The 25491-nt window shown below is 44.0% G+C and carries 17 protein-coding genes; 8 read left to right on the forward strand and 9 right to left on the reverse strand.

The genetic code is table 11. From position 1 onward, the window contains the following. Positions 1-443: 443 nt before the first annotated feature. The 5 genes from LJ658_RS20015 (at position 444) to LJ658_RS20035 (ending at position 7413) form a co-directional block, all read left to right on the forward strand. Positions 444-1814 (forward strand): RNA methyltransferase, encoded by a 1371-nt coding sequence (locus LJ658_RS20015; RefSeq protein WP_230548333.1) that lies wholly within the window; start codon positions 444-446, stop codon positions 1812-1814. Positions 1815-2045: 231 nt separating this feature from the next. Continuing rightward, entirely contained in the window at positions 2046-2420 is a 375-nt protein-coding gene (locus LJ658_RS20020; RefSeq protein ID WP_230548334.1) for a BlaI/MecI/CopY family transcriptional regulator, read from the forward strand. Between the two features lie 63 nt (positions 2421-2483). Beyond that, positions 2484-4571 (forward strand): M56 family metallopeptidase, encoded by a 2088-nt coding sequence (locus LJ658_RS20025; RefSeq protein ID WP_230548335.1) that lies wholly within the window; start codon positions 2484-2486, stop codon positions 4569-4571. Positions 4572-4703: 132 nt separating this feature from the next. Continuing rightward, complete coding sequence (gene recN, locus LJ658_RS20030) at positions 4704-6359, forward strand: DNA repair protein RecN (protein WP_230548336.1); 1656 nt, start codon at positions 4704-4706, stop codon at positions 6357-6359. 241 nt (positions 6360-6600) lie between these two features. Then, positions 6601-7413: an enoyl-ACP reductase gene (locus tag LJ658_RS20035; protein WP_230548337.1), complete on the forward strand. Its 813-nt coding sequence runs from the start codon at positions 6601-6603 to the stop codon at positions 7411-7413. A gap of 172 nt (positions 7414-7585) precedes the next feature. On the opposite strand, the gene LJ658_RS20040 is transcribed toward LJ658_RS20035, so the two are convergent. From LJ658_RS20040 to kbl, 6 genes are all read right to left on the reverse strand, one after another. Next, positions 7586-8014, reverse strand: coding sequence for a hypothetical protein (locus LJ658_RS20040; RefSeq protein ID WP_230548338.1), 429 nt, complete (start codon positions 8012-8014; stop codon positions 7586-7588). A 150-nt stretch (positions 8015-8164) separates the two neighbouring features. Then, positions 8165-10699 carry an ATP-dependent Clp protease ATP-binding subunit gene (locus tag LJ658_RS20045; protein WP_230548339.1) on the reverse strand — a complete coding sequence of 845 codons (2535 nt, stop codon included), beginning with the start codon at positions 10697-10699 and terminating at the stop codon, positions 8165-8167. 447 nt (positions 10700-11146) lie between these two features. Then, complete coding sequence (locus tag LJ658_RS20050) at positions 11147-11728, reverse strand: TetR/AcrR family transcriptional regulator (protein ID WP_230548340.1); 582 nt, start codon at positions 11726-11728, stop codon at positions 11147-11149. Between the two features lie 3 nt (positions 11729-11731). After that, positions 11732-12148 carry a hypothetical protein gene (locus tag LJ658_RS20055; protein WP_230548341.1) on the reverse strand — a complete coding sequence of 139 codons (417 nt, stop codon included), beginning with the start codon at positions 12146-12148 and terminating at the stop codon, positions 11732-11734. 1 nt (position 12149) lies between these two features. Further along, positions 12150-13184, reverse strand: coding sequence for a phenylalanine--tRNA ligase subunit alpha (pheS, locus tag LJ658_RS20060; protein ID WP_230548342.1), 1035 nt, complete (start codon positions 13182-13184; stop codon positions 12150-12152). A 35-nt stretch (positions 13185-13219) separates the two neighbouring features. Then, positions 13220-14410, reverse strand: coding sequence for a glycine C-acetyltransferase (gene kbl / locus LJ658_RS20065; protein ID WP_230548343.1), 1191 nt, complete (start codon positions 14408-14410; stop codon positions 13220-13222). 123 nt (positions 14411-14533) lie between these two features. Between kbl and LJ658_RS20070 the strand changes: the two genes are divergently transcribed. The 3 genes from LJ658_RS20070 to LJ658_RS20080 all read left to right on the forward strand — a co-directional run bounded on the left by LJ658_RS20070 (position 14534) and on the right by LJ658_RS20080 (position 20887). Then, on the forward strand, positions 14534-17023 hold the full coding sequence (locus tag LJ658_RS20070) for a DUF5686 and carboxypeptidase regulatory-like domain-containing protein (protein WP_230548344.1): 2490 nt from the start codon (positions 14534-14536) through the stop codon (positions 17021-17023). 155 nt (positions 17024-17178) lie between these two features. Next, positions 17179-18150 (forward strand): rhodanese-related sulfurtransferase, encoded by a 972-nt coding sequence (locus LJ658_RS20075; protein ID WP_230548345.1) that lies wholly within the window; start codon positions 17179-17181, stop codon positions 18148-18150. A gap of 331 nt (positions 18151-18481) precedes the next feature. Beyond that, positions 18482-20887, forward strand: coding sequence for an ABC transporter permease (locus tag LJ658_RS20080; protein ID WP_230548346.1), 2406 nt, complete (start codon positions 18482-18484; stop codon positions 20885-20887). A gap of 100 nt (positions 20888-20987) precedes the next feature. On the opposite strand, the gene LJ658_RS20085 is transcribed toward LJ658_RS20080, so the two are convergent. From LJ658_RS20085 to LJ658_RS20095, 3 genes are all read right to left on the reverse strand, one after another. Then, positions 20988-22751 carry a DUF885 domain-containing protein gene (locus tag LJ658_RS20085; protein ID WP_230548347.1) on the reverse strand — a complete coding sequence of 588 codons (1764 nt, stop codon included), beginning with the start codon at positions 22749-22751 and terminating at the stop codon, positions 20988-20990. Positions 22752-22857: 106 nt separating this feature from the next. Next, positions 22858-24327: a 1-hydroxycarotenoid 3,4-desaturase CrtD gene (gene crtD, locus LJ658_RS20090; protein WP_230548348.1), complete on the reverse strand. Its 1470-nt coding sequence runs from the start codon at positions 24325-24327 to the stop codon at positions 22858-22860. A gap of 230 nt (positions 24328-24557) precedes the next feature. Then, the gene (locus tag LJ658_RS20095; RefSeq protein WP_230548349.1) at positions 24558-25112 is read right to left on the reverse strand and encodes a type 1 glutamine amidotransferase domain-containing protein; all 555 of its coding nucleotides are present in this window, start codon (positions 25110-25112) and stop codon (positions 24558-24560) included. Positions 25113-25491 lie beyond the last annotated feature (379 nt).

A 25491-nucleotide genomic window follows, 5' to 3' on the forward strand; every position in this document is an offset into this window, starting at 1 on the left:
TCTGTTTTTGTTGGTTACTTGTTAAAGTAACACTTTTTAACTTTCTAACCGAAATTCGCTTCCGGTGACCCTTTCTTTTGGGACTGCAAAGGTAAGAACCTTTTTCGTTATTCCAAAAATTATTTGATAATAATTTCGAGAGGGTTTTTAATGTGTTTTAGAACAATCCGCTACTTCGTTTGCGGGTTGCAAAGGTACATTTTAAATTGATATCTGCAAAGTGTTATTTCACTTTTTTAATATTTATTTTAAACCCTTACTTTTCAAAAAACAACCGCCCTTTTTGATTGAGCGGGTTGCAAATGTAAGGAGAAAACTGCATCCCGCCAAAAGATATTTTCAAATAATTAAAACAATTTGATAACCTGCTGTAAATTAACGGCTATCAACATCGCTTTTATTTAAGAGCGGGGCAAATATTGATTTTGTATCTTTGAAATCACATGCAAAACCATCAATTTCCGGCAAATTTCCTTGATTCATTAAAAGACGAGCCCGGCTTTAACAGCGAAAATTTCATCAACGCACACCAAAATAGTGAGTCGCCAACTTCAATCAGGATAAATCCTTTTAAAAACACGGCGTTAAAAACCGACAGCGGGGTGCCCTGGTGTGCTGAAGGTTTTTACCTGGATACCCGTCCGTCCTTTACTTTCGACCCGCTTTTTCATGCCGGTAGTTATTATGTGCAGGAGGCGTCGTCTATGTTTATCGGTCATATTTTAAATTATATTAAGCCCGACGAACCTGTAAACATACTTGACCTCTGCGCAGCGCCCGGCGGCAAAAGCACATTATTAAACTCGGCCATGACGGCCGACGACCTGCTGGTGGCCAACGAAATCATTAAAACCCGTGTACCTGTCCTTGCGGACAACCTTAGCCGCTGGGGTACCGCTAATACAATAGTAACCAATAACGACCCGAAAGATTTTAACCGCCTTACCGGATTTTTTAATGTAATACTGGTTGATGCGCCCTGTTCCGGCTCGGGCATGTTCCGTAAAGACCCGGCTGCTATGGATGAATGGAGCGAAAACAACGTCAGCCTTTGTCACCAACGGCAAGAAAGGATACTGGCTGATATTTATCCGGCGCTGGCAGAGGATGGGTACCTTATCTATAGTACCTGCTCCTACTCGCACCAGGAAAATGAAGATATACTGGATTGGCTTTGCACAGAATTTGAATTAGAAACCGTGCGCATCCCTATTAATAAGGACTGGGGTATTGTTGAAACACAATCGACAGAAAAAAAAGCCTGGGGATATCGTTTTTATCCGGGCCAGCTTAAAGGCGAAGGGCTGTTTGCATCATGCCTGCGGAAGAAAGAAAGCAGCGGCACACTATTATCCTTTAAAAACAACCGTAACCAAAAGGTGGATAATAATGAGTTTGAATTAATAAAAGCTTATATCAATGACCCCGCCGCTTATTATTTTTTTAAAGTGAATGACGATTGGCTGGCGATAAATAACCAGCATAAAGAAAGCCTTAACTTACTGCAACATCATTTATATCTTAAAAAATCGGGCGTAAGGATAGGCAAGCTCGCCGGGCGCGACTTGATACCCGACCATGAACTGGCTTTAAGTACCATAATTAATAAAGATACTGTATTGCAAACGGAGCTTGATCATAACCAGGCGATCCTTTATTTGCGGCGCGAGAATTTAACTATCGATACTGCTAAAAAAGGCTGGAGCCTGATGACAGTTAACGGACAGGCTATAGGATGGGCGAAGCTATTGCCCAACCGGATTAATAATTATTATCCAAAAGAGTTGAGAATACTGGCGCAATCGCCTAAATAGGCACGCCGGGGTCAGAGGATATCTACTTAATTAACGGCCCGGCGCCGGTTAGATCCCTTCATGTCTATCCCATTAACCCGGGAAATGCCCAACAGTTATGCCCTGCCTGTAACATTTTTCCGTTTAAAACGACTTATATATAGTTGCTTAACTAATTATTTAAAAAATAATTTGCATATACGAAAACGATCGTACATCTTTGTACGAAGATATTCGTAGAATAAGATTTATATGGAACTAAAACCAACAGAAAGCGAGCTGGAGATATTACAGGTGATCTGGAAAAAAGGCCAGTGCACCGTACGCGACGTACATGAAGAGCTTGCTAAAAGCAAAGATGCCGGTTACACCACTACCCTTAAACTGATGCAGATAATGGCAGACAAGGGGTTGGTTAAACGCGATACCAACGCCAAAACACATTTATATACTGCGGTAATTAGTCGCGAACAGGCACAAAACACCGCGCTTGATAAAATTTTAGATACCGTATTTAAAGGATCAACTGCCGATTTGGTGATACAGGCCCTGGGCCAGCACCGTGCATCGTCTGACGAGATTGACGCTATAAAGAAGTATCTGCAACAATTTGAGGGTAAAGATTAGTGGTTGAAGATTAGAGATTAGTTAATAAAGATTAGGCTTAACAAAACTTAAAAATCAAACATTATGCAAAATCTGTTATATAATATCAGCCAGGTTTTAGGTATAACCATTATCCACTCGTTGTGGCAGGGGCTGATTATTTTTATAGTGCTGCGTTTATTTATGCTGGTTTTCCCGGCCCGGTCGGCCGCCTTAAAGTATTGGGTTAGTTACGGTGCACTGACTTTTATGCTGGGATGGTTTGTGGTAACCCTGTTTAAAGAACTTAACTATTATAACTGGCTATCAACAACGGCCCTGCAACTACCGCCGTTAACGCTGCCCGCAATTATTCATGCCGCGGATGCACCGACCAATCGCCTTTACTTTACCATATCGGGCTACATGCCTTATTTAACTATGCTGTATGTTGTGGGCCTAGTATTTAATACTTTAAAGCTGACACTGGCCTGGAACAGCATTTACCGCATCCGCCAGAATATAAATGATGCCGGTTTTGACAATACGGTTAAACGGTTGTCGGCGTCACTCGCTATCAGGCAAGAGATACAAGCCGCTTTTAGTGAGTGGGTAGATGTGCCGTGCGTTACCGGCTTTATTAAGCCTATCGTATTGCTGCCTATAAGCATAACCTGCCATTTATCAACAGAAGAAATTGAAGCGGTACTGCTTCATGAACTGGCACATATAAAACGTAACGATTATCTGTTAAACTTTGTACAGCAGGTTATTGGGATACTTTTATTTTTTAACCCTTTTGCCCGGTTAGTTTCCGGAATAATCAGCAAAGAAAGAGAAAACTGCTGCGACGATATCGTTGTGCGCGTTACCGGCAGTCCGTTTATATATGCACAGGCGCTTTTAAAACTTGAAGAAAACAAACAACAACAATGGCAACTGGCCCTTGCCGCTACCGGAAAAAAGTATGAATTATTAACCCGAATTGAACGTATCATGAAAACTAAAACGCAAACCGTAAATATACGGCCGGTACTGATAACCTTACTGGCGCTTACCTGCAGCCTGAGCAGCATTGCCTGGCTAAATCCTGAAATTAAGGATGGCAGGGTAATCATTAAAAATGCCCCTGCTATAAAAATGGTAACCGCGGCTATTACCGGCCCGGCAGAAATACCAGCGCCGGCAGAACGGCCAACTGTTAAACATCAAAAACATTTAACGTTTAAACTCGTGGCTGATACTACAAAACCGGCCGCGCTGATGGACACGATCATCAAAAACAAGAAATACAAAATTGTAATAGAGGATGGTAACGGTAACAAAAAAGAATATAACTCGGTAAATGACCTGCCTGCCGAGGACAGGGAAAACTTTTTAGGTAAAGGTGCCGATATAAATTTCGGGATGAGTATGGCTGACTCCGCGCGGATGTTAAAAATACGCAAGTTCTACGAAAGCGATGAATGGAAAAAACAAGCCGAACTGATGGCCGTGCAAGGCAAAAAAATGGCCGAGCACTTTAACAGCCCCGAATGGAAGAAGCAGCAGAAAGCATTGGTTGAAAAATCGCTGGCTATGGCAAAAATGGTTACCGACAAGAAATGGCAAAAGCAAAGCGAGCTTATAGCCAGGGAAAGTAAAAAAATGACCGAACAGTTTAACAGCCCCGAATGGAAAAAGCAAATGAAAGAATTGGCCGAGTCAGGCACCGGCGTAGCTAAATATTTTGAATCGCCCGCGTGGAAGAAGCAGATTAAGGAAATCGCCAAAGCCGGCGAGGACATGGGTAAATACTATGACAGCCCCGAAGGAAAAAAATACCTGCAGGATTTACAAAAATTTGGCGAAGACATGGGCAAATACTATGATAGCCCTGAAGGAAAAAAATACCTGCAGGATTTACAAAAAAGAGCCGGGGAGATAAGCGGATACTACAATAGCCCGGAAGAGAAAGAGAAACTGGATGAGATGGAGAAAGATACCACGCGCAAAGCTAAGGGGTATGGAATGCGCAAGACAATACCGGCCAAAGCGCCCCGACCGCCAAAAACGTCAAAAAGCGAACAGTTACCCCCGCCGCCACGACCGGCTAAAGAATTAAAAGGCAAACAAGTGCCGCCGCCACCGCCTGCCAAACCAGAGCCTGCTAAACCGGCTACCGAAAGCACACAACAAATCCAACCTTTATAAGGCCCATTAGTTTTAGATCAGTTTATAGTTAGTTAAATAGAGAGGGGCAACCCTCTTTATTTTATTCAACATTACCTAAACTATTTAACGTAAATTGTAATTTAGTATCCTCCAAACAAGGATACTTTTTTTATGCTTCAAAAACTCAGTATAAGTAACTACGCCTTAATTGACACCCTTGAAATCAGCTTTGATAAAGGTTTAAACATCTTAACCGGCGAAACCGGCGCGGGTAAATCTATTATCCTGGGCGCGTTGTCGCTGATACTGGGTCAGCGGGCAGAGAGCCGGTATTTTTTTAACCAGCAAAAAAAATGCGTTATTGAAGGTACTTTTAAAATTGCCGGTTTTCACCTTAAAACATTTTTTGAAGATAACGACCTGGACTACGAAGCAGAAACCGTTTTAAGGCGCGAGATCTCTGCTGATGGTAAATCGCGGTCGTTTGTAAATGATACGCCGGTAAATTTAAATTCGCTTAAGTTATTGGGCGAAAAGCTGATCGACATCCACTCGCAGCATGCTACCATGGAGATCAACGACCCGGAGTTTCAGTTACTGGTGGTTGATTCGGTAGCCAAACATCCTGATCTGCTGAATGAATATCAAACAAAATTCCGGGCCTATAAAAAATCGACTGCCAAATTGCAGCAATTGATCGGCGAAAGCGACAAGGCCAAAGCCGACCTGGACTATTACCAGTTTCAATATGACGAGCTGGAGAAAGCCGGCCTGTCAGCCGATGAGCAGGAGCAACTGGAGCAGGAGCTGTACGCCTTAACCAATGCCGAAGAAATTAAGCGGAATTTGATTGGAGCAAATTATTTAATGCAGGAGGGCGAGGTGTCGGCATTATTGCAGTTACGCGAGGCGGATCAACAGCTAATCTCATTGAGCAAGTTTAACCCTGCCATTGATGAACTGCACGAGCGTTTAAACAGCGCCATTATTGAATTGAAAGACATCGCTGCCGAAATTGAAAACCTTGAACAACGCACCCATACGGATGAACCGCGCGCAGCGGAGGTGAATACCCGACTGAGCATTATTTATAATCTCCAGAAAAAACACCGCGTAAATACCAATGCCGAGCTGCTGGCTTTACAGGATGAGCTATCCGAAAAGATCCGGCAAGTTGTTTTTGGTGATGAAATGATCGAAAAATTACAGCAGCAATTAAATGCCGATAAAAAGGAGCTGGAGGACCTGGCCGGACAATTATCCGCCAACAGATCAAAAGCTATCCCGGTTATTGAAGCACAGGTATTACAAACGCTGGCTGAAATGGGAATGAACAATTCGGCCCTGAAAGTCGAAGCAATGCCGGCAACTGAACTTACCAGGACTGGCACAGATCTGGTGCGATTCCTTTTCAGCGCCAATAAGGGCCATGCCCTGGCCGAAATGAGTAAGGTAGCATCCGGCGGCGAGCTATCGCGGTTAATGCTGAGCATTAAATCGCTTATTGCCAAAAACACCGCTTTGCCAACCATTATTTTTGACGAGATAGATACCGGTGTATCCGGCGAGGTGGCCAATAAAGTGGGGCAAATTATGGAGCAGCTGGCTGATAATTTACAGGTGATCACCATCACCCACCTGCCGCAAATTGCCAGCAAGGGCCAGAGCCATTATTTTGTTTATAAAGATGACGAGGCAGACACCACCCGCACCCGTATTAAACAATTGGATAATAACGAACGGATCTTGGAAATAGCCAAAATGCTGAGCGGCGACAAACCGGGCGAAAGCGCGTTGCAGAATGCGCGGGAACTGTTAGCCCCCTAACCCCCCTGAAGGGGAACAAATAAGTCGCTCGTTATTGCAAGCGTAGCGTGGCAATCGCAAGTAGAAAAGCGTGGCAATCGCGGAGCACGCAATGACATATAAACTTATCATCATGAAAATAAACGAAGCGTATAAGATCTCTCGCTACGCTTCGGGATGACAGGCGGGGTTTAGGTTTTTATATTTAATTGTAATTCAATAAAATCATACCTTTGTCGGCATTATAAACAAAAATCAAAACATGGCTTATAATTTATTAAAAGGTAAAAAAGGAATAATTTTTGGCGCATTGGATGAAAACTCTATCGCCTGGAAAACCGCTCAGCATTGTTATGCAGAAGGCGCCCAAATTGTATTAACCAATGCTCCTATTGCATTACGCATGGGAACCATAAATAAACTGGCCGACGAAATTAAGGCCCCGGTTATCCCTGCCGACGTTACCGTTGCTGCTGATATCGAAGCTTTATTTACCCAGGCCATGGAACATTTTGGCGGGCCGGTTGATTTTGTTCTGCACTCCATAGGCATGAGCATCAACGTGCGCAAAGGCATTCCTTATTATGAAAACAATTATGAGTTTACCCACAAGGGTTTTGATATATCAGCATTGAGCCTTCACCGTGTATTGCAAACTGCCATGAAAATGGATGCCATCAGCGAATGGGGATCGGTTGTGGCGTTAACCTACATTGCTTCACAACGCGTGTTCCCTGATTATAATGACATGAGCGATAACAAAGCTGTATTGGAAAGCATTGCCCGTAACTTTGGTTACTATTATGGTACCAAAAAGAAAGTACGGATCAATACCGTATCGCAATCGCCAACCCGCACCACTGCCGGATCAGGCGTGAAGGGCTTTGACGGTTTTATCAATTACGCCGAAAAAATGAGCCCGCTGGGTAATGCCAGCGCAGATGAATGTGCTGATTATTGTGTAACCTTATTCTCTGACTTAACCAAAATGGTTACCATGCAAAATCTTTTCCATGACGGCGGTTTCTCTTTCACCGGGGTAACTGCTGCCGTTATTGAGCAGATGGAGAAATAATATAGATTTCGGATTATGATAGTTAAAGGCTGACCTGATGGTTGGCCTTTTTTATTGACGAACGCGTAATGCCGTCATGGGTTAAAAGCGTCAAGCTATTCTATTGAATTACAAACAGAAAAGGCTAACCTCACGGTTAGCCTTTTCTGTTTGTATAATTTCAATTTTCCAATTATTGAACTATAGATGGTATCAAAACCAGTTTAACAATAACCGGATCTACGGGTTTACTCGCGGCACCGCTGCCAGCCAGTTGCGAATATATTATGATATGCGGAAAGCCGTCGGTACCTATATAATGAGTATAGCTAAAAGATACGCTATTATAAACATAAGGCATTGGTTCATATGTTCTGTTTGTTCCTGTATCGAAAGACAATTCAGCTATAGTAGCGTCGTCATCATTAAAAAAGTCATGTGTCGGAATTTTTAGATCATATGCATATGCTTTACCATCAGTGGTTAAAGCCCAGTCTGTTACCTGAACCGGACTGGAAATCCACGTTTGATTAGGTACTACGTTAGTTACGTATGTTTTTTTACATGATGCTAATGCCACCACTATAAGGGCCAGGCATGCAATAGATAAGATTTTTTTCATATTAATGTTGTTTTTCGACTAGTAAGATGTTTATAAAACGCAAAGGTTTAACGTTTAGTTTGTTTTTTTATTTTTTTAATAAGATCAGGCTCATTTTATATATAAAAAGAACGTCCGCCATTTCTGGCGGACGTCTTTTTTATCTTGATTTTAATTCTGCTCTTCCTGCTTTGGCTTTTTAACCGCGGCTTTTTTTGCAGATATTTTTATCTCGTCGGCTTCTTTATCAAAATCAACCAGCATAATATCGCCTTCATTCAATTCGCCTTTTAATATTTCTTCGGCAATTGGATCCTCCAGGTATTTCTGGATAGCCCGTTTTAACGGGCGGGCGCCAAATTGCGAATCATAACCTTTATCGGCAATGAATTTTTTAGCGGCATCGGTTAATTCAATTTTATAACCTAAGCTATTAACGCGGCCAAATAAAGCGGCCAGTTCAATGTCAATGATCTTGAATATTTCTTCTTCGCCCAATGAGTTAAATACAATCACATCATCAATACGGTTCAAAAACTCCGGAGCGAAAGCACGTTTTAAAGCGTTCTCGATCACTCCTCTTGAATGCGATTCGGCTTGTGTTGTTTTTGCATTGGTGCTAAAGCCTACGCCCTGTCCAAAATCTTTCAATTGGCGTGCACCGATATTTGAGGTCATGATGATGATCGCATTTCTGAAATCAACCTTACGGCCCAGCGAATCAGTTAACTGGCCCTCGTCCAACACCTGTAGCAGGATGTTAAACACGTCCGGGTGAGCTTTTTCAATTTCATCCAGTAAAACTACGGCGTATGGTTTACGGCGTACTTTTTCAGTAAGCTGTCCGCCTTCTTCATAACCTACGTAGCCCGGAGGCGCTCCTACCAAACGTGATACCGCGAATTTCTCCATATACTCGCTCATATCAATTTGTATCAGCGCGTCTTCGGTATCAAACATAAAACGGGCAAGTTCTTTGGCCAGCTCTGTTTTACCAACACCTGTAGGACCAAGGAAAATAAATGAACCTATCGGCTTTTTGGGATCTTTCAATCCGGCACGGGTACGCTGTATGGCACGCGCTAATTTCTTAACCGCATCATCCTGGCCAATAATTTTCTGACCGATCTTTTCAGACATGTTCAGCAATTTCTGGCTATCAGCCTGGCCTACCTTTTGTACCGGTATGCCGGTCATCATTGATACTACCTCGGCAACATTATCTTCAGTTACGGTATAACGTTTTGATTTTGTTTCAGCTTCCCAGGCAGATTTTGCTGTCTCCAGTTCTTCCAGTAAATGCTTTTCGGTATCGCGCAATTTAGCGGCCTCTTCATATTTCTGGCTGCGGACTACTTTATTCTTTTCAACTTTTATCAGCTCAATTTTATTCTCGATATCCAAAATTTCCTGCGGAACGTGGATATTGGTTAAGTGAACACGTGAACCTGATTCGTCCAAAGCATCAATAGCTTTGTCGGGTAAAAAGCGGTCGGTAATGTAACGGGTAGTTAAAGTAACACAAGCTTGTATTGCTTCATCGGTATAAGTTACACCGTGATGCTCTTCGTATTTCTCTTTGATCCGGTTTAATATCTCAACAGTTTCTTCAGGCGTAGCCGGCTCAACCATTACTTTCTGGAAACGACGGTCTAAAGCGCCATCTTTCTCTATGTACTGGCGATATTCATCTAAAGTAGTTGCGCCAATGCACTGAATCTCGCCCCTTGCCAAAGCCGGTTTAAACATGTTTGATGCATCCAATGACCCCGAAGCGCCGCCGGCGCCAACGATGGTATGGATCTCATCAATAAATAAAATAACGTCCGGCGATTTTTCAAGCTCGTTCATTACGGCTTTCATGCGCTCTTCAAACTGACCGCGGTATTTGGTACCTGCAACCAGCGAGGCCAGATCTAAAGTAACCACGCGTTTGTTAAACAATACACGCGATACTTTACGCTGCACAATACGCAATGCCAAACCTTCGGCTATGGCAGATTTACCTACGCCTGGCTCACCAATTAATATCGGGTTGTTCTTTTTACGACGTGACAGGATCTGCGATACACGCTCGATCTCTTTTTCACGGCCAACAATCGGATCCAGCTTACCGTCTTCGGCGGCGCGGGTTAAATCGCGGCCAAAATTGTCAAGCACCGGTGTTTTTGATTTAATGTCTGATACCTTTTTAGGCTGATTAAATGCTTCTTCCTCTTTAAAATCATCATCCCCTCCGGTTGGCGAACCGGGCATCTCGTCAGTTATATTGTTCTTGTGCGATTCAACCTCGCTCTTAAACACTTCATAATTAACATTAAACTGCATCAGTATCTGTGATGCTATATTATCTTCATCGCGCAAAATAGATAGCAATAAATGCTCGGTACCTATTACATCGCTTTTAAATATTTTAGCTTCAAGGTAAGTTATCTTCAATACTTTTTCGGCTTGTTTGGTTAATGGTATGCTGCCAATATGTACGTTAGTTCCTATAGTTCCTTTTACGGCGTCCTCGACAGAACGACGCAGTCTTGCTGTATCAACCGCTAATTCTCTTAGCAGTTTTATAGCTACGCCGTCTCCATCACGGATAAGGCCAAGTAAAAGATGTTCTGTCCCAATATAGTCGTGTCCAAGGCGCAATGCCTCTTCCCTGCTGTATTGTATCACATCTTTAACCCGTGGCGAAAATTTTGCTTCCATATATACTCCTATTATACGTCCTAATATATTAATTAGTTTTTACAGTTAAGACGCGTTGTTTTCTTAAATTATTAACAATATTGTTGCCAAGTTTTTCGCTTAACAATAAACAGACACTATTATGATGTGCAATCTATAAAAAGTTAAACTTTAAGCAATAATTATCGCCTAAAAAATTAGCTTCAGCAACTCTATTTAACATTATAACGGTGTTACTTACCTGTTTGATACACTTACGCCGCAATAGTTTAGTCAAAACAGGAATGTATTTCACTACTGTGGAAAAAAAGGCAGTTTAGACATATATTAATGACATAACGGCATTAAACCGGCATAGCTATTGCAATTCAGGCTGTCCACAATTTGGAATAGTGCTACGCCGGTGCTGATTTACGGAAAACCGCGCCCTAAGTTAAGCACGCCTCTTCGGCTGCTGATCCGGACAAACTAAATAGTGATTGCCGCCTTGACCAGATAAGGCAGGATTTCTTTCTGGAAAGATACAAAGTTTTTGCGCACGTCGCTGTCGGAAACCGAGGTGAAGGCAAAGCTAAACACGATGCTTTTGCTGCATTTGATCAAAAAACGCATACGCTGCTGGTAATTATCTGTTTTACGGATAGCGGTGATGCGGCTAAACGAGGCCATAAGCAGGTCCTCCAGCTCGTTACTCAGGTTCTTCAAAAAATCCTGCGAGTTGGCGCTTTCGCGGATGAAGTCCCAGCCGATAAACTCGTTACAAACGGTATAGCTTAGCCGGCAGGTTTTCATGATGAGGTTACCCAGGTGTGCTTCTTCGTCCATTTCGGGCGTGTTTGACAGGATCAGGTCGTCCACACTCACGCGGATATAGTCCATCAGCAGGGTATGCAGCACATGTTCCTTGCTGTCAAAATATTTATATATAGTAGCCTTGGCAATTTTGGCCCGCTTGGCAATTTCGTTTACACTGGTTTTATGGTACCCAAATTTGCGAAACAGATCTTGCGCGGCACGTTTAATACTATCTTTTATTTTATCGGCTTCCATTGATCAGTTCTGTACAAATATCTCAAAACCATTGGTATTTACAGCATAAGGCTTTAATGATTTTATAGCGGGTGCCTTAACCGGCGACCCATCCTCTAACGACCATTTGGAGCCGCTGCAGGGATCGGTAACGGTAAAGCTTGGATTATCCAGCGTTACCGCGCATTTGTTTTGCGGCAGGTAGGCGCTGCACCTGTCATAAGCGGCGTAGCTGCCATTAGCCTGGCGGTACAATATTAGCCCGGCAACGCCGTAGCCGTTTATAATAACCGCACCGTTGGTATTGTGCAGGGCATTAAGGCGCGGATCGGCCAGGGCCATCTGGAAGTTGACGGAGACATTAGGGACATAGTCGGTTGCCTTGCCACAGGCAAAACAACTTAATATAAGCACCGCAATAAACCCTAATTTCTTATTCATATTATATAATCTCTGTTTGAAACTGTTTCAGGAAACGTTCGTCATTCTCACTAAATAAACGCAGATCGCGGATAACATATTTAAGGTTGGCGATACGCTCCATGCCCATGCCAAAGGCAAAGCCGGTATATTTTTTACTGTCGATGCCGCAATTTTCCAGCACATTAGGGTCAACCATTCCGCAGCCTAGTATTTCAACCCAGCCGCTGTATTTACACATATTACAGCCCGCACCCTTACAAATGGTACAGGATATATCCATCTCGGCAGACGGCTCGGTAAACGGGAAATACGACGGGCGGAAACGCACCTGCGTACCCTCGCCATACAACTCCTGAACGAAATGGTAGAGCGTTTGTTTCAGATCAGCAAAAGATACGTTCTCGTCGATATACAAACCTTCAACCTGGTGAAAGAAACAATGCGCACGTGCAGAGATAGCTTCGTTACGGTAAACGCGGCCCGGCATTATAGCACGGAAAGGCGGCTTACCGTTCTCCATCATCCTTACCTGCACCGATGAGGTATGGGTACGCAAAGCGATATCATCCTTACCGGCATTTTTTTTGATAAAAAAGGTGTCCTGCATATCACGGGCAGGATGTTCCTCGGGAAAGTTTAGCGCGCTGAAGTTATGCCAGTCGTCCTCTATCTCCGGGCCTTCGGCCACCACAAACCCCAGGCGCTTAAATATATCAATGATCTCATTACGCACTAAGGACAACGGATGGCGCGAGCCAACCTGGAAACCGTCGCCGGGCAGCGTCAGGTCGATATCTGATTTTTGATCGATATCGGTCGAAGTAAGGCTTTCTTTTAAATCGTTATACTTTGCCTCGGCCAGTTGTTTAAACTGGTTCAATACTTTACCAAACGTACGTTTCTCTTCAGGGCCGACGGTTTTAAAGTCTTCGAAAAGGTCTTTTATTAATCCTTTAGTACCTAAAAATTTTATACGGAACGTTTCCAGCTCATCCGCATTAGCAGGCGAAAAGGCATTGATCTCGGCAGTGTATTGATCTATTTGGTCTTGCATGTCATTCAGCTTTACGGGCGCAAATATAAATTGTATTATTTTATTACCGCTAACTCTTTACCCACTTTGGTAAACGCGGCAATGGCTTTGTCTAGATGTCCTTTATCATGCGCGGCAGAGATCTGCACACGGATACGTGCCTTACCCTGTGGCACCACCGGGTAATAAAACCCGATAACATATATACCTTCTTCCAGCATTTTGGCGGCAAACTGTTGCGCCAGCTTGGCGTCATACAGCATAACCGGCACTATAGGGTGCACGCCCGGTTTAATATCAAATCCCGCTTCGGTCATCGCTTTGCGGAAGTATTGGGTATTGTTTTCCAGCTTATCACGCAGCTGCGTAGTTTCGCTCAGCATATCCAGTACCGCTATTGAGGCACCGGTTATTGCGGGGGCCAGTGTGTTCGAGAACAAATAGGGCCTTGAGCGCTGGCGCAGCATATCAATAATTTCTTTCCTGCCGGATGTAAATCCGCCTGATGCGCCGCCTAAAGCTTTACCCAGCGTACCGGTAATGATATCTATTTTACCCATTACGTTATGATGCTCATGCGTGCCACGGCCAGTTTTACCCATAAAGCCAGAGCAATGGCTCTCGTCAATCATTACCAAAGCATTATATTGTTCGGCCAGTGCACAGATCTTATCCAGCTGGGCAATGGTGCCATCCATTGAGAATGCGCCGTCAGTAACTATAATACGGTGGCGGCATGAAGCCGTTTCCTGCAGTTTGGCCTCCAGGTCGGCCATATCATCATGTTTGTAACGCTGGCGCTGGGCCTTGCATAAACGCACGCCGTCAATGATCGAGGCATGGTTCAGCTCGTCAGATATAATGGCGTCCTGGGCGTCAAACAACGGCTCAAACACGCCGCCGTTAGCGTCAAATGCCGCGGCGTAAAGGATGGTATCTTCGGTGCCTAAAAATTCGGCTATCTTTTTTTCAAGTTCTTTGTGGATATCCTGCGTACCGCAAATAAAGCGCACAGATGATAAACCATAACCATGGGTATCCATCGCTTTTTTAGCGGCTTCAATAACCCTTGCATCGCCAGATAGTCCCAAATAATTGTTAGCGCAAAAATTGATCACTTTCTGTCCGCCCTGTACCGTGATGTCGGCACCCTGCGGTGAGGTTATGATGCGTTCTTTTTTATATAAACCTGCTTCTTCAATAGCCGCAAGTTCCTGTTGCAAAACCGGTTGTAGTGTGTTATACATGTTTCAGTTAATTTTTTGCAAAATTAAACAATAAGTATCATTTAGCTTCAAAACAGCGCGTTTTAAATAATAATAGGTGCCGGCGCAAACATTTACGCCCGTAAATCATTATTTGTGAACGATATGAAGAATTTTTTACTCACGATAATGCTGCTGACGGGTGGTTTTGTTTTTAATGCATCGGCACAGCAATTTACTTTATCGGGTCGGATAACCGACTCGAAGAACGTACCTATATCCTATGTTTCGGTATATATCCGCAACTCAACCTATGGCACCACCACTAACGAGGACGGGATTTACAAGTTTAATTTAAGCCCCGGCAGTTATGATGTCATTTATCGTTATGTGGGTTATAAAGAGCGTATTGAACACATCAACATAACCGACCGCGACGTACGCAATAGTATACAGCTGGAAGATGAGATCTTTCAGCTAAAAACGGTACAGATCAATAATCAGGTAAACCGCGATACTGCCGCTGAAGCCATTATGCGTAAAGTGATCGGGAAACGCGAATATTACCTGAAGGAAATCAAATCCTACTCGTGCGCCATTTACGTAAAGGGGGTGCAGAGATTAACCAAGGCCCCTAAAAATTTATTAAAAGGCGGCGTAGCCAAAGTACTTGATCTTGACAGTTTGGGCCGGGGGATCTTATACCAGTCAGAATCTATATCCAGCTTTGATTACGAGCGGCCAAATAAGGTAAAAGAGGTTACCATATCATCGCGCATGGCGGGTATTACACCCACTTTTAGCTATAACAAGGCATCAGACCTGCAAGCCAATTTTTATAATAATATTTTTACGGTTGATGGTTTAAGCAGTCATGGCTTCGTATCGCCCGTTGCCGAAAACGCTTTTTCTTATTATCGTTATAAATTAATTGGCTCTACCGTTGAGAACGGGAGGACAATAGCTAAAATTGAATTGTCAGCGCGCCGGCAGTCAGAATATTTGTTTGACGGCTACCTGTATATCGTTGAAGGCGACTGGCGCATTTATAGCGTTGACCTGCGGCTAACCAATAAAATTAACCGGCTTAACCTGGTTGATACCATGCAGATAAGCCAGCAATATATCCCGGTGGCAGATAGCACCTGGATGCCGGCATCAATACAATATGATTACAATGGCGATGTTTTCGGCTTTAAATTCACGGGATATTATATCAGCATTTATAATAATTACAAGTTTAATGTTGAACACCCTAAAGGCTTCTTTAACGGCGAGGTGTTAAAAATTGATACCGCTGCCAATTTAAAAAATGCCGGCTATTGGTTTAAAAACCGCCCGGTACCGTTAACCGCCCAGGAAACGCGCGACTATCAGAAAAAAGACAGCGTTGCGGCTTTATTAAAAACCAGGCCCTACCTGGATTCCTTACAGAAAAGCAAAAACCGGTTCCTGATCATACCTTATACCGTGTTTGGATATACCGCTACCAGCCGGGACAACAAAGATTCATTATATGTTTACCCGTTTAATCAAACCTTGTTTTATAACACGGTTGAAGGGATGGGCCTGAATTTAAAGGTGCGTTACTCTAACACGTCAGACGATTTTAAAACGTTCAGCATTTCTCCCGCGGTTCGGTATGGGTTTGCCAATAAGCTGTTAAGCGCCAATATCCATTCATCCTATACTTATGATCCGTTTGATGCCGGCGAGTTATTTTTAAATTTTGGAAATGACATTCTTGATCTCAATAATGTAGGCACCCGTTCTTTATATTTCAACACGTTAAGTACGTTGTTGAGTAATAACAACTATGTAAAATATTACCGGTCAGAATATGCTGATCTTGGCTTTAAGCGAGAACTATCCAACGGGATATTGTGGACGGCCTACCTGTCTTATGCCAACCGGACACAGCTGTTCAACACATCCTACAATCATATCTTTACATCAAAAACAAGGCGTTATACCTCTAACAATCCTTTGGCGCCCGATACGGCACCTGCCGAGGACCGGTCGGTTTTGTTCCCGCAAAACCAGGCGCTTACCTTAAGCACCTCGGTTAGGTTCACTTTCGACCAGCATTATATAACACGGCCAACGGGTAAGGTTTATTTACCATCGGCATACCCAGTCCTTACGGTAAATTACCGTAAAGCTATACCGGGGATATTTGGCGCAGATGCGAATTATGATTTTGGCTCGGTTGACGTTTCGCAGAGTAAAATACGCCTGGGGCTGATGGGTTATTCATCATTCAAACTAACTGCGGGCGATTTCTTTACCAAAAAGGCGCTGTATTTCATGGATTATAACCACTTTTTAGGTAACCAGGGTACCACGTTTGACCCGACCTATGTGGGTAGTTTCCATTTTTTACCTTTTTACCAGTTTAGTGCCAACGGCGCTTTTTTAGAAGCGCATTACCAGCATAATTTTTCAGGTTCATTACTGGGCAAGATTGGCTTTATGCGCAACCTGAAACTGGAAGAAATTATAGGTGCCAACTACCTGACGGAAAAAAACAACCCCAACTACTCGGAGTTTTATGTGGGCGTTCAACGCTTCATCTTCAGGATTGATTATGGTGTATCCTACACAGGCAACAAAAAGTATATACAGGGGATAAGGATATTTTACGGTATAAGGTAGGTTGCATGATTGGAGATTGGAGCTTAGTTATGTCTGTTGTCTGACGTAAAAAATAAGCCCGATCTCCAGTCGCTGATCTTTAAACTCTGATATTTAATTCCTAATCCTTAAATTTGCATTTCATTTAACGCCGTTTGCAGCGGCATCAATGATTTATGGAACAATACAATACACTACTTTACTATTGTTATTCAACAATAGCTGATGCGGAGCAATTTGCCGCCGATCATTTAAAATTTTGCAAAGAGCTTAACCTAACCGGCCGTATTATTGTAGCCGAAGAGGGTTTGAACGGAACTGTTTCGGGCTCGGTTGGATCGTGCAAAATTTATATGGATACCTTGCACGCCGACCCGCGTTTCGCCAACATCGATTTTAAAGTGGACGAGGTGGATACGCCCTCATTTGTAAAAATGCATGTGCGCTATAAAGACGAGATCGTACACTCGGGCCTGCGCGATCCGAACATTATCAATCCGCAGCAAAAAACCGGCAAACATTTAGAGCCCAAAGAGTTTCTGGAACTGAAAAACAGCGAGGACGTAATAATTCTTGACGTACGCTCAAACTACGAACATAACCTGGGCAAATTTAAAAATGCCATAACATTGGATATCGAGAATTTCCGCGATTTCCCGGATAAGATTAATGAGCTTGCCCAATACAAAGACAAGAAAATAATTACCTACTGCACCGGCGGCATTAAGTGCGAAAAAGCATCAGCCTTGTTATTACACGAAGGCTTTACGGATGTTTACCAGCTGCACGGCGGCATCATTAAATACGGCAAAGAAGCCGGCGGCGAGGATTTTGAAGGCAAATGCTATGTGTTTGATAACCGCTTATCTGTAGAAGTTAATACCGTTAACCCGGTGGTAATATCCACCTGCTACAACTGCGGTAAAACCACCGAAAAGATGATTAACTGTGCCAACCCCGAGTGCAACGAACACTTTACTCAATGCGACGAATGCGGCACCGCCATGGAAGGCTGCTGCAGCGACGCCTGTAAAGAGCATCCGCGCAAGCGTGTTTATGATGGCACCGGGTATTATGTAAAAGTGCCGCAGCCGGTTAATGTGAAGAAGCCGGAATCAAGAGGTAAAAATCAGGATTTGGTTAGCTAGTTACAACTCTCCTTCAGTTTTTCACTCTTAATACGGCGAAGAAGTAATCTCACAAATTCTTCGCTATGTTTAGTATGCCAGGGTCTTTTTAAATTGATAAAGCGTTTGATCACTCAATCACTACACTCACAACCGCTATTCTGCAGGTACCGCCTGTTAATTAAATAAGCACCATCAGCCAAAACCGCACATTACCTGCATCGAAAACGAACACCTGAACCAGGAACAACCTTCCTAATAAACACATTTTCAATGCATTATCTCAATGGCATTAATTTTGAAAATAATAGGGTAACTTTCATAAGTACCTGATCACTTAAAACCTGGGGCAATGTTAAAAAACTACTTCAAAACAGCCATAAGAAACTTGTCAAGGCATAAAAGCAACGCTACTATTAATATAGCCGGACTGGCGGTGGGCTTTGCCGCTTTTTTAATCATATTTTTAGTAGTGCAGTATGAACAAAGCTTTGATAGCTTTCACGCTAAAAAAAACAGGATCTACCGGGTAGTGAGGGTGGGCACAGACCCGGTTAGCAAAGGGTATTACACCGGCGTACCCATACCGGTAACGCCGGCTTTAAGGACAGAACTATCGCAAGTGGCCAATGCGGCCGCTATATCCGGCAATGGCGACGGACAGGTAATTATCCCCGGCAAAGATGGCACCGGATTGAAAAAGTTTAAAGAGGCCAATGGTGTATTTTTTGCCGAACCTCAATTTTTTCAAATGTTTGATTTCGGATTAATTGATGGTGATATAAAAACCGCGCTTAACGAGCCTAATACTATACTACTAACTAAAGCTACCGCTATAAAATATTTTGGCGACTGGAGAGGCATCATAGGCAAAACGCTTAAAATGAATGGTGCTTTTCTTAAGGTTACCGGTGTGCTTGATAATCCGCCATCTAATACAGATTTCCCAATAAAGGCTGTACTATCTTATGCCAGCCTGTCAACAGACCGAAACTTTAACAACTGGAATAGCATAAACGATGGCAATTATTGTTTTGTGGAGCTTCCTGATGGTGTTACGCCAACCCGGTTAAGCCAATCACTTGCAGGGTTCAATGCGCGGCATATCAAGTCTATAAATGCCGGTTATTCACTTTCGCTCCAGCCGCTTAACCAAATGCACTATGACGAGCGTTACGGCAATTTTTCAGGGCGTACTTTTAGTAAAGATCTTATACTGGCACTTAGCCTTATCGGTTTGTTCCTGCTTGTGGTGGCCTGTGTAAATTTTATTAATCTTACCGTAGCGCAGGCCATCAACCGCGGCCGCGAAGTGGGGGTTAGAAAAGTGCTGGGCGGGAGCCGCTTGCAGCTGATGAGCCAGTTTTTAGGGGAGACGGCAATAACCTGTATTTTTGCTTTTGTCATCTCCTTACTTATCGTTTTATTTTGTCTGCCGGCGATCAATAACCTGTTAGATATCCAGTTATCTGCATCATCGCTTTATAGCCCGCAGTTGATCTTATATATGTGCTGCACATTAGTAATGGTTTCGCTGCTCTCCGGATTTTACCCGGCCCTGGTACTATCAGGATTTAAGCCTGTCACCGTTTTAAAAAGCGGCAGCATGGGTGCTGATCAAAAAAGCGGGATTTTATTTAAGCGTGGGCTGGTTGTTTTTCAATTTGTGATAGCGCAGGTGCTTATCATTGGCACGCTGGTAGTAACGTCGCAAATGAATTACTTCCGCAATGCCGACATGGGGTTTAGAAAAAATGCTGTTATTTACGCCAGCTTTCCGGCCGATAGCCTTGGCCATACAAAAATTGATTACCTGCGCAATGAGCTATCAAAAATACCCGGAGTTGAAAAAGTTGGCATGAGTATGTTTTCTCCATCCGGGGATGGCACCTGGGCGGTTGACCTGCGCAAAGAAGGCAATACCGGCCCTAACGCGGATATGATTGTGAGCATGAAAATTGCTGACCCGGATTTCTTCAATGTATATAACATCCATCTTGTCGCCGGCAGGATCTATTTCCCATCTGACACCCTGCGCGAGTTCGTGGTAAATGAAGCCGTAGTGAGGAAACTGGGCATCCGCAACGCCGGCGATGCCATTGGCCGCCGCATAACGATAAACAGAAGGACCCTGCCTATAGTTGGTGTGGTGAAAGATTTTCATGCCAATTCGCTCCGTGACCCTATTGATCTTGTCGTAATGTCGACCGCTAAAAATGGGTATCACCTGGCCAGTATGCAAATCAATCTCAGCAAAACAAACTCGATATCAGCCGCGATGGAGAAAATATGGGGTAAGGCTTTCCATGAGTACTCGTTTGAATATCATTTTATGGACCAAACCATTGAAAGTTTTTATAAACAAGAAAACCAGTTGTCGCAACTGTACAAGATTTTTTCTGCTATAGCCATTTTTATCTCCTGCTTAGGGCTATACGGATTGATTTCTTTTATGGCTGTTCAGCGCAAAAAAGAGATCGGTATCCGCAAGGTACTTGGCGCGCCGGTAAAAGATATCGTTGTGCTTTTATCTAAAGAGTTTACGATGTTGGTAATCATGGCATTTTTGATAGCATCGCCTGTTGCTTGGTACCTTATGCACCAATGGCTGCAAGGCTATACGTTTCATATAACCCTGGGTGCCTGGTTTTTTGTAGTCACCATCTTATCTTCAATAAGTATAGCGTGGTTAACTGTGGGGTATACCGCTATTAAGGCGGCGCTGGCTAACTCGGCGACAAGCCTGCGAACAGAATAGCGAAATAATCAGGTAGAAGATGTGCCAGAAAGACTTACGAAGTTTTTTAAACTTCGTAAGTCTAACCTGTATCCTATCTCTTGATCCCTATCTCTAAAAACTATTTCTCCTTCGGTACAAAATCATTCATCACCGCTTCGCGCAATAACGCCGGCGGCAGTATGCCCTGTGCCAATACAAAGTCATGGAATTTTTGCTGGTTAAATTTGGCTCCTAATGCGGCCTCGGTATCTTTCCGCAGCGCTATCATTTTGGTATAACCATAAAAATAGCTGTTGGCCTGTCCGGGCATGTTTAACGTATAACGCTCCACTTCTTCCTGCGCAAAGGCATGCGATTGTACCACGTCATTCATTAACACCGCGTAAGCCTGTTTGGGGGTGGTTATTCCGGCTTGAAGTTCAGGGTCTAAAAACGCGCGTGCGCAACGCAGCAGGCGATAGTCCAAAGAGATTAACTGGCCCTCCACCGGCATATAAGGCAAGGTTATTGATTCCGAATACAATCCCCAACCTTCCACATTCGTCGAGTTAAAAGCATATAAGGCACGGGCCTGCGACACCCCTTCTTCCACCATCTTATCAAACTGCAATTCGTGTCCGGGGCGGGCCTCATGGGCAATAAGGGTCCACGAGGCGGCATCAAAGGTAAAATCATCATACCGGTCTTCTTTGGCCCCCGGCGCAGCCGGCATATTTAACGGCAATACAAAAACACCCCGCTGGCCGGTATTATTTAAAAATGGTGGCGGCACCATGTGCGGTGCGGGCTGCTGCGCAGTTTCGGCAGCCGATGCCAGCCTGATTATTGCCGGCCTGTTAGGCAAGGTAACCAAATGGTGCTCGCGGATGATGGCCTCGATATCTGCCAGGTGGCGGTGATAAAGCGGCATGATCGAGTCGCCCACGATCTGGTCTTTTTTTAGGTATTTGATCACGTCGCGGTAATCGGTTGAGGGTAGTTTATATTTTTCGGCAATTTGCGTGGCTAAACCGCCCATTTGTTTCTGCAGGTCGTTAAACATGGCATGCGCCATTTTAGCTACCTGTGCAGGCGGAATGTCTATGCCATAATTCTCTAAAGCCAGTTGATATTCTTCGGCAGGCAGCCTGAAATCTGTGCGGGACCTGGGAAGTATCGTAGTACGGATCCAATTATCATAGCCGCTTAACTGCTGTTTTAGAATAGCATAAGTTTGCTCCCAGCCGGTTAGCTTATATTTTTTAAACAATTCGCCAATACCATCCAGCATACTCACATCGTGCTGTAATGATACTTCCACGTCCTGTTTTGACGGATAGATCACACCCGGCTTGGCCATTTGTTGTTGTATGCGCTGCTTCATGATAGCAGCGATAGGCCTATACCCTTTTTCTAAACCGGCGTATTTGCGCAGGCGCACCAATGCGGCATTTCGGCGTTCGGGCGCGGTCTGGTCGTCAAGCAGGGTTTGCAAACCGCCAAAAACACTACCGGTAGCATTTAAAAACGGAACGGTTTTTTGCAGCCCGTATAACTCGCCTTTTATGGCCAGTTCTGATTTGCTGATCAGGATATTTAAATCCTGTTTAACAAATTCATCGGTCTCGGTTTGGCGGGCGGCTTTGAGTTTAACAATTGCGGCCAAACGCTCCTTGCGGGCGGCGGTAGTATTGGCAAGTGTGGGCACCGAGATCTGGTCGTCATAAACGGCCAGCCCCTGCCGCGAGCCAAACTCGGGCGAATATTTTTTATCAATATCCAGTAAGATCTTGGTGTAGTTATTTGATTTGGCAACCCAGGCTTTGGTCTCGGGCGATTGTGCGTTAACTGCAAATGGCAGCATTGCAAGCGCCACAATGGTTAGGCGGCTGATTGTATTCATACAGGCTAGCGGTTTTATATTTTGTAAAAAAGGAAAGGTACACAGAATGTGCAGGAATAAAAAATCGCCATAAAACCCGGCCGATGTGATTCCCCGGCTCCTGATTTTAAACAGACCCGCTTACAATCTTAGCCGACAATAAACACAGCGGTATCCCGCCGCCCGGGTGCACGCTGCCTCCGCAGAAATAAAGGTTCTTTATTTTAGCCGACAGGTTGGCGTGGCGCATAAACGCAGCGTATTTACTGTTTGAACTGGTGCCGTAAATTGATCCCTGGTAGGATGAGGTTTTATGTTCAATGTCGCGCGGATCAAGTATGGTTTCACTGATGATCAACTTGCCTATATTTTCATTTAGTAAGCCCGATATTTTAGTGAGGATATGCTTGCGGGCTTCGGCAATCATGGTGTCCCAGTCCTGCCCGGTATTTGCCGGAACGTTGATCATTACAAACCAATTTTCGCAGCCCGGCGGGGCATCCTTTGCATTTAGTTTTGAGGTGATATTGAGGTAAACAGTTGGGTCGTGGTATATATTTTTTTCCTTCCAGATATGATCAAACTCGGCCTCATAATCTGCACTAAAAAATATATTATGCAAATCAAGCTTGATAAACTTCTTATTGATCCCCCAGTAAAACACCAGCGCCGAACTGCTGCGCTCCTGCTGCAATACTTTTTGGGGATGTAGTTTGGGATGATTTTTTAGCAGCTTATGATAGGTGAACCAAATATCCATGTTGGATACGATGAGATCAGCATTGATTACCTCGTCCTTAATTTTTATGCCAGTTGCCGATTTACCGTTCAGGACGATTTCATCAACAGCGCAATTGTAATGAAACTTAACACCCAGCATTACGGCCAGGTTAACCAAGCTTGTAACGATGGCATACATTCCTCCCTGGGGAAAATAAGCGCCGTAATACTGCTCCAGGTGCGGGATTACGTTTAACGTTGCCGGCGCCGCGTATGGGTTTGAGCCATTGTAGGTAGCATAACGGTCATAAAACTGTACCAGGCGCGCGTCCCTGAAAAAGCGCTGATTGGCCTGGTGCATGGTGCGGCCGGTATCCAGCTTTTTTAAATTCAGCAATGCCTTAAAACCTGCTTTGGTGAACAGCGCCCTAAAGCCATTAAACGCCCGCTGCAAAAAAACCGGATTGGTTAATTCATACAGCCGCGCGCTGTTGGCTGTTTGTTTTTTTACCGAGGCAACAGGTTCGCCGATATGATTAACTATTTCTGCTGCAAATTTATCCTCAGCTGCATAAGCGGTGAGCCTGGTGCCGTCCTCATAAAAATACTTGCAGATAATATCCAGCTTTTGATATTGAAAATATTGCGGAGCCTCTTTGCCGGCCAGCGCAAAAAGCTCATCGATATATTGCGGCATGGTAAGCAGGCTGGGCCCGGCATCAAACCTAAAATTGTCTTTTTTAACCTCGGCCAGCTTGCCGCCCGGGGTAGCGTTAGCTTCAAATACTTCAACCGTGTAGCCTTTAACGGCCAAACGGACAGCCGTTGCTATACCGGCTATACCCGCACCAATAATGACAGCTTTTTTTGAGGACATGATGCAAATTTAATAAAGCAAGTCGTCATTTCTGATTAACCGTTTGTCATTTCGAATCGTAGGGAGAAATCTTAAACGCTGATAAGTCGCCCGTTTAAGATTTCTCACTCGTTACTCGTTTCAAAATGACAAATATTGTTGATGGATGTGTAAACAAAAAAGGGATAACCACGCAGCTATCCCTTTTTAATATTAATATTTATTTCTTTCCCTTCCGGGTGGCCAGGGGCCTACGCGCCCTCATGTACACCCTCGGCAATCTCCTCTATCATTTTTTTATTAAATGCAGGCAGATCAGCGGGGCGGCGGCTGGTTACCAGGCCTCTGTCAACCACAACTTCTTCATCAACCCAATGGGCACCGGCATTTTTTAAGTCGGTTTGCAGGGATGGGTATGAGGTGAGCTTACGGCCCTTGATCATGCCGGTCTCAATCAGCATTTGCGGTCCGTGGCAGATGGCAGCCAGCGGCTTGCCTTCTGCCAGAAACGCTGCTACAAAAGCTACTGCATCTTTATTCTGCCGCAATTTATCGGGGTTAAGCACGCCGCCGGGCAGTAATAACGCATCATAATCGGCCGGGCTAACTTCGCCCAGTTCCTTGTCTACATCAACCGTAATTCCCCAGCCCGTTTTATCCCATGCTTTTATGCGGCCGCTCTGGGGCGATATCACATGTACTGTCGCGCCTTCATATCTCAATGCTTCTAAAGGGCTTGTTAACTCCACCTGCTCAAATCCTTCCTCGGTAAGGATAGCTATTTTTTTATTCTTTAAGCTTGCCATAATCGTATAAATTTTAGATTTAACGCTATAAATATTACAGGCGGAATGAAGGATGGTTTTGGGAAAGTTGAAAAATCAATAACTCTCATTTCGAAGCGGAGCAAGAACTTCTTTATCGAGCGACAGCGAAAAAATCTTAAGCACTTGGCAGGCGGATCGCGCGTTTAAGATTTCTCACTCGTTCCTCGTTTCGAAATGACAACTGGGGTGGATAGGCAGAGTCCACAAAAAAGGGATAACCAACCGGCTATCCCTTTTTAATTCTAATGGCTAAACCACCGCCTTTGGCGGTAGGTCATGGGTGGAGGCTATGCCAGAAACCACTATCTTAGTATTTGTGACGAAATACAGGAAATTATCTCATAGCTTTTACTATTGT

This window comes from Mucilaginibacter sp. UR6-11 (assembly GCF_020880695.1).
In the GTDB taxonomy this organism is placed as follows: domain Bacteria; phylum Bacteroidota; class Bacteroidia; order Sphingobacteriales; family Sphingobacteriaceae; genus Mucilaginibacter.

Excerpts from the sequence above, each read along its gene's own strand:
- LJ658_RS20020 (WP_230548334.1), top strand. The coding sequence starts at position 2,046 with ATGGAACTAAAACCAACAGAAAGCGAGCTGGAGATATTACAGGTGATC.
- pheS (WP_230548342.1), bottom strand. The coding sequence starts at position 13,184 with ATGCAAGACCAAATAGATCAATACACTGCCGAGATCAATGCCTTTTCG.
- kbl (WP_230548343.1), bottom strand. The coding sequence starts at position 14,410 with ATGTATAACACACTACAACCGGTTTTGCAACAGGAACTTGCGGCTATT.
- recN (WP_230548336.1), top strand. The coding sequence starts at position 4,704 with ATGCTTCAAAAACTCAGTATAAGTAACTACGCCTTAATTGACACCCTT.
- LJ658_RS20070 (WP_230548344.1), top strand. The coding sequence starts at position 14,534 with ATGAAGAATTTTTTACTCACGATAATGCTGCTGACGGGTGGTTTTGTT.
- crtD (WP_230548348.1), bottom strand. The coding sequence starts at position 24,327 with ATGTCCTCAAAAAAAGCTGTCATTATTGGTGCGGGTATAGCCGGTATA.
- LJ658_RS20015 (WP_230548333.1), top strand. The coding sequence starts at position 444 with ATGCAAAACCATCAATTTCCGGCAAATTTCCTTGATTCATTAAAAGAC.
- LJ658_RS20085 (WP_230548347.1), bottom strand. The coding sequence starts at position 22,751 with ATGAATACAATCAGCCGCCTAACCATTGTGGCGCTTGCAATGCTGCCA.
- LJ658_RS20095 (WP_230548349.1), bottom strand. The coding sequence starts at position 25,112 with ATGGCAAGCTTAAAGAATAAAAAAATAGCTATCCTTACCGAGGAAGGA.
- LJ658_RS20025 (WP_230548335.1), top strand. The coding sequence starts at position 2,484 with ATGCAAAATCTGTTATATAATATCAGCCAGGTTTTAGGTATAACCATT.
- LJ658_RS20035 (WP_230548337.1), top strand. The coding sequence starts at position 6,601 with ATGGCTTATAATTTATTAAAAGGTAAAAAAGGAATAATTTTTGGCGCA.
- LJ658_RS20080 (WP_230548346.1), top strand. The coding sequence starts at position 18,482 with ATGTTAAAAAACTACTTCAAAACAGCCATAAGAAACTTGTCAAGGCAT.
- LJ658_RS20040 (WP_230548338.1), bottom strand. The coding sequence starts at position 8,014 with ATGAAAAAAATCTTATCTATTGCATGCCTGGCCCTTATAGTGGTGGCA.
- LJ658_RS20075 (WP_230548345.1), top strand. The coding sequence starts at position 17,179 with ATGGAACAATACAATACACTACTTTACTATTGTTATTCAACAATAGCT.
- LJ658_RS20055 (WP_230548341.1), bottom strand. The coding sequence starts at position 12,148 with ATGAATAAGAAATTAGGGTTTATTGCGGTGCTTATATTAAGTTGTTTT.
- LJ658_RS20050 (WP_230548340.1), bottom strand. The coding sequence starts at position 11,728 with ATGGAAGCCGATAAAATAAAAGATAGTATTAAACGTGCCGCGCAAGAT.
- LJ658_RS20045 (WP_230548339.1), bottom strand. The coding sequence starts at position 10,699 with ATGGAAGCAAAATTTTCGCCACGGGTTAAAGATGTGATACAATACAGC.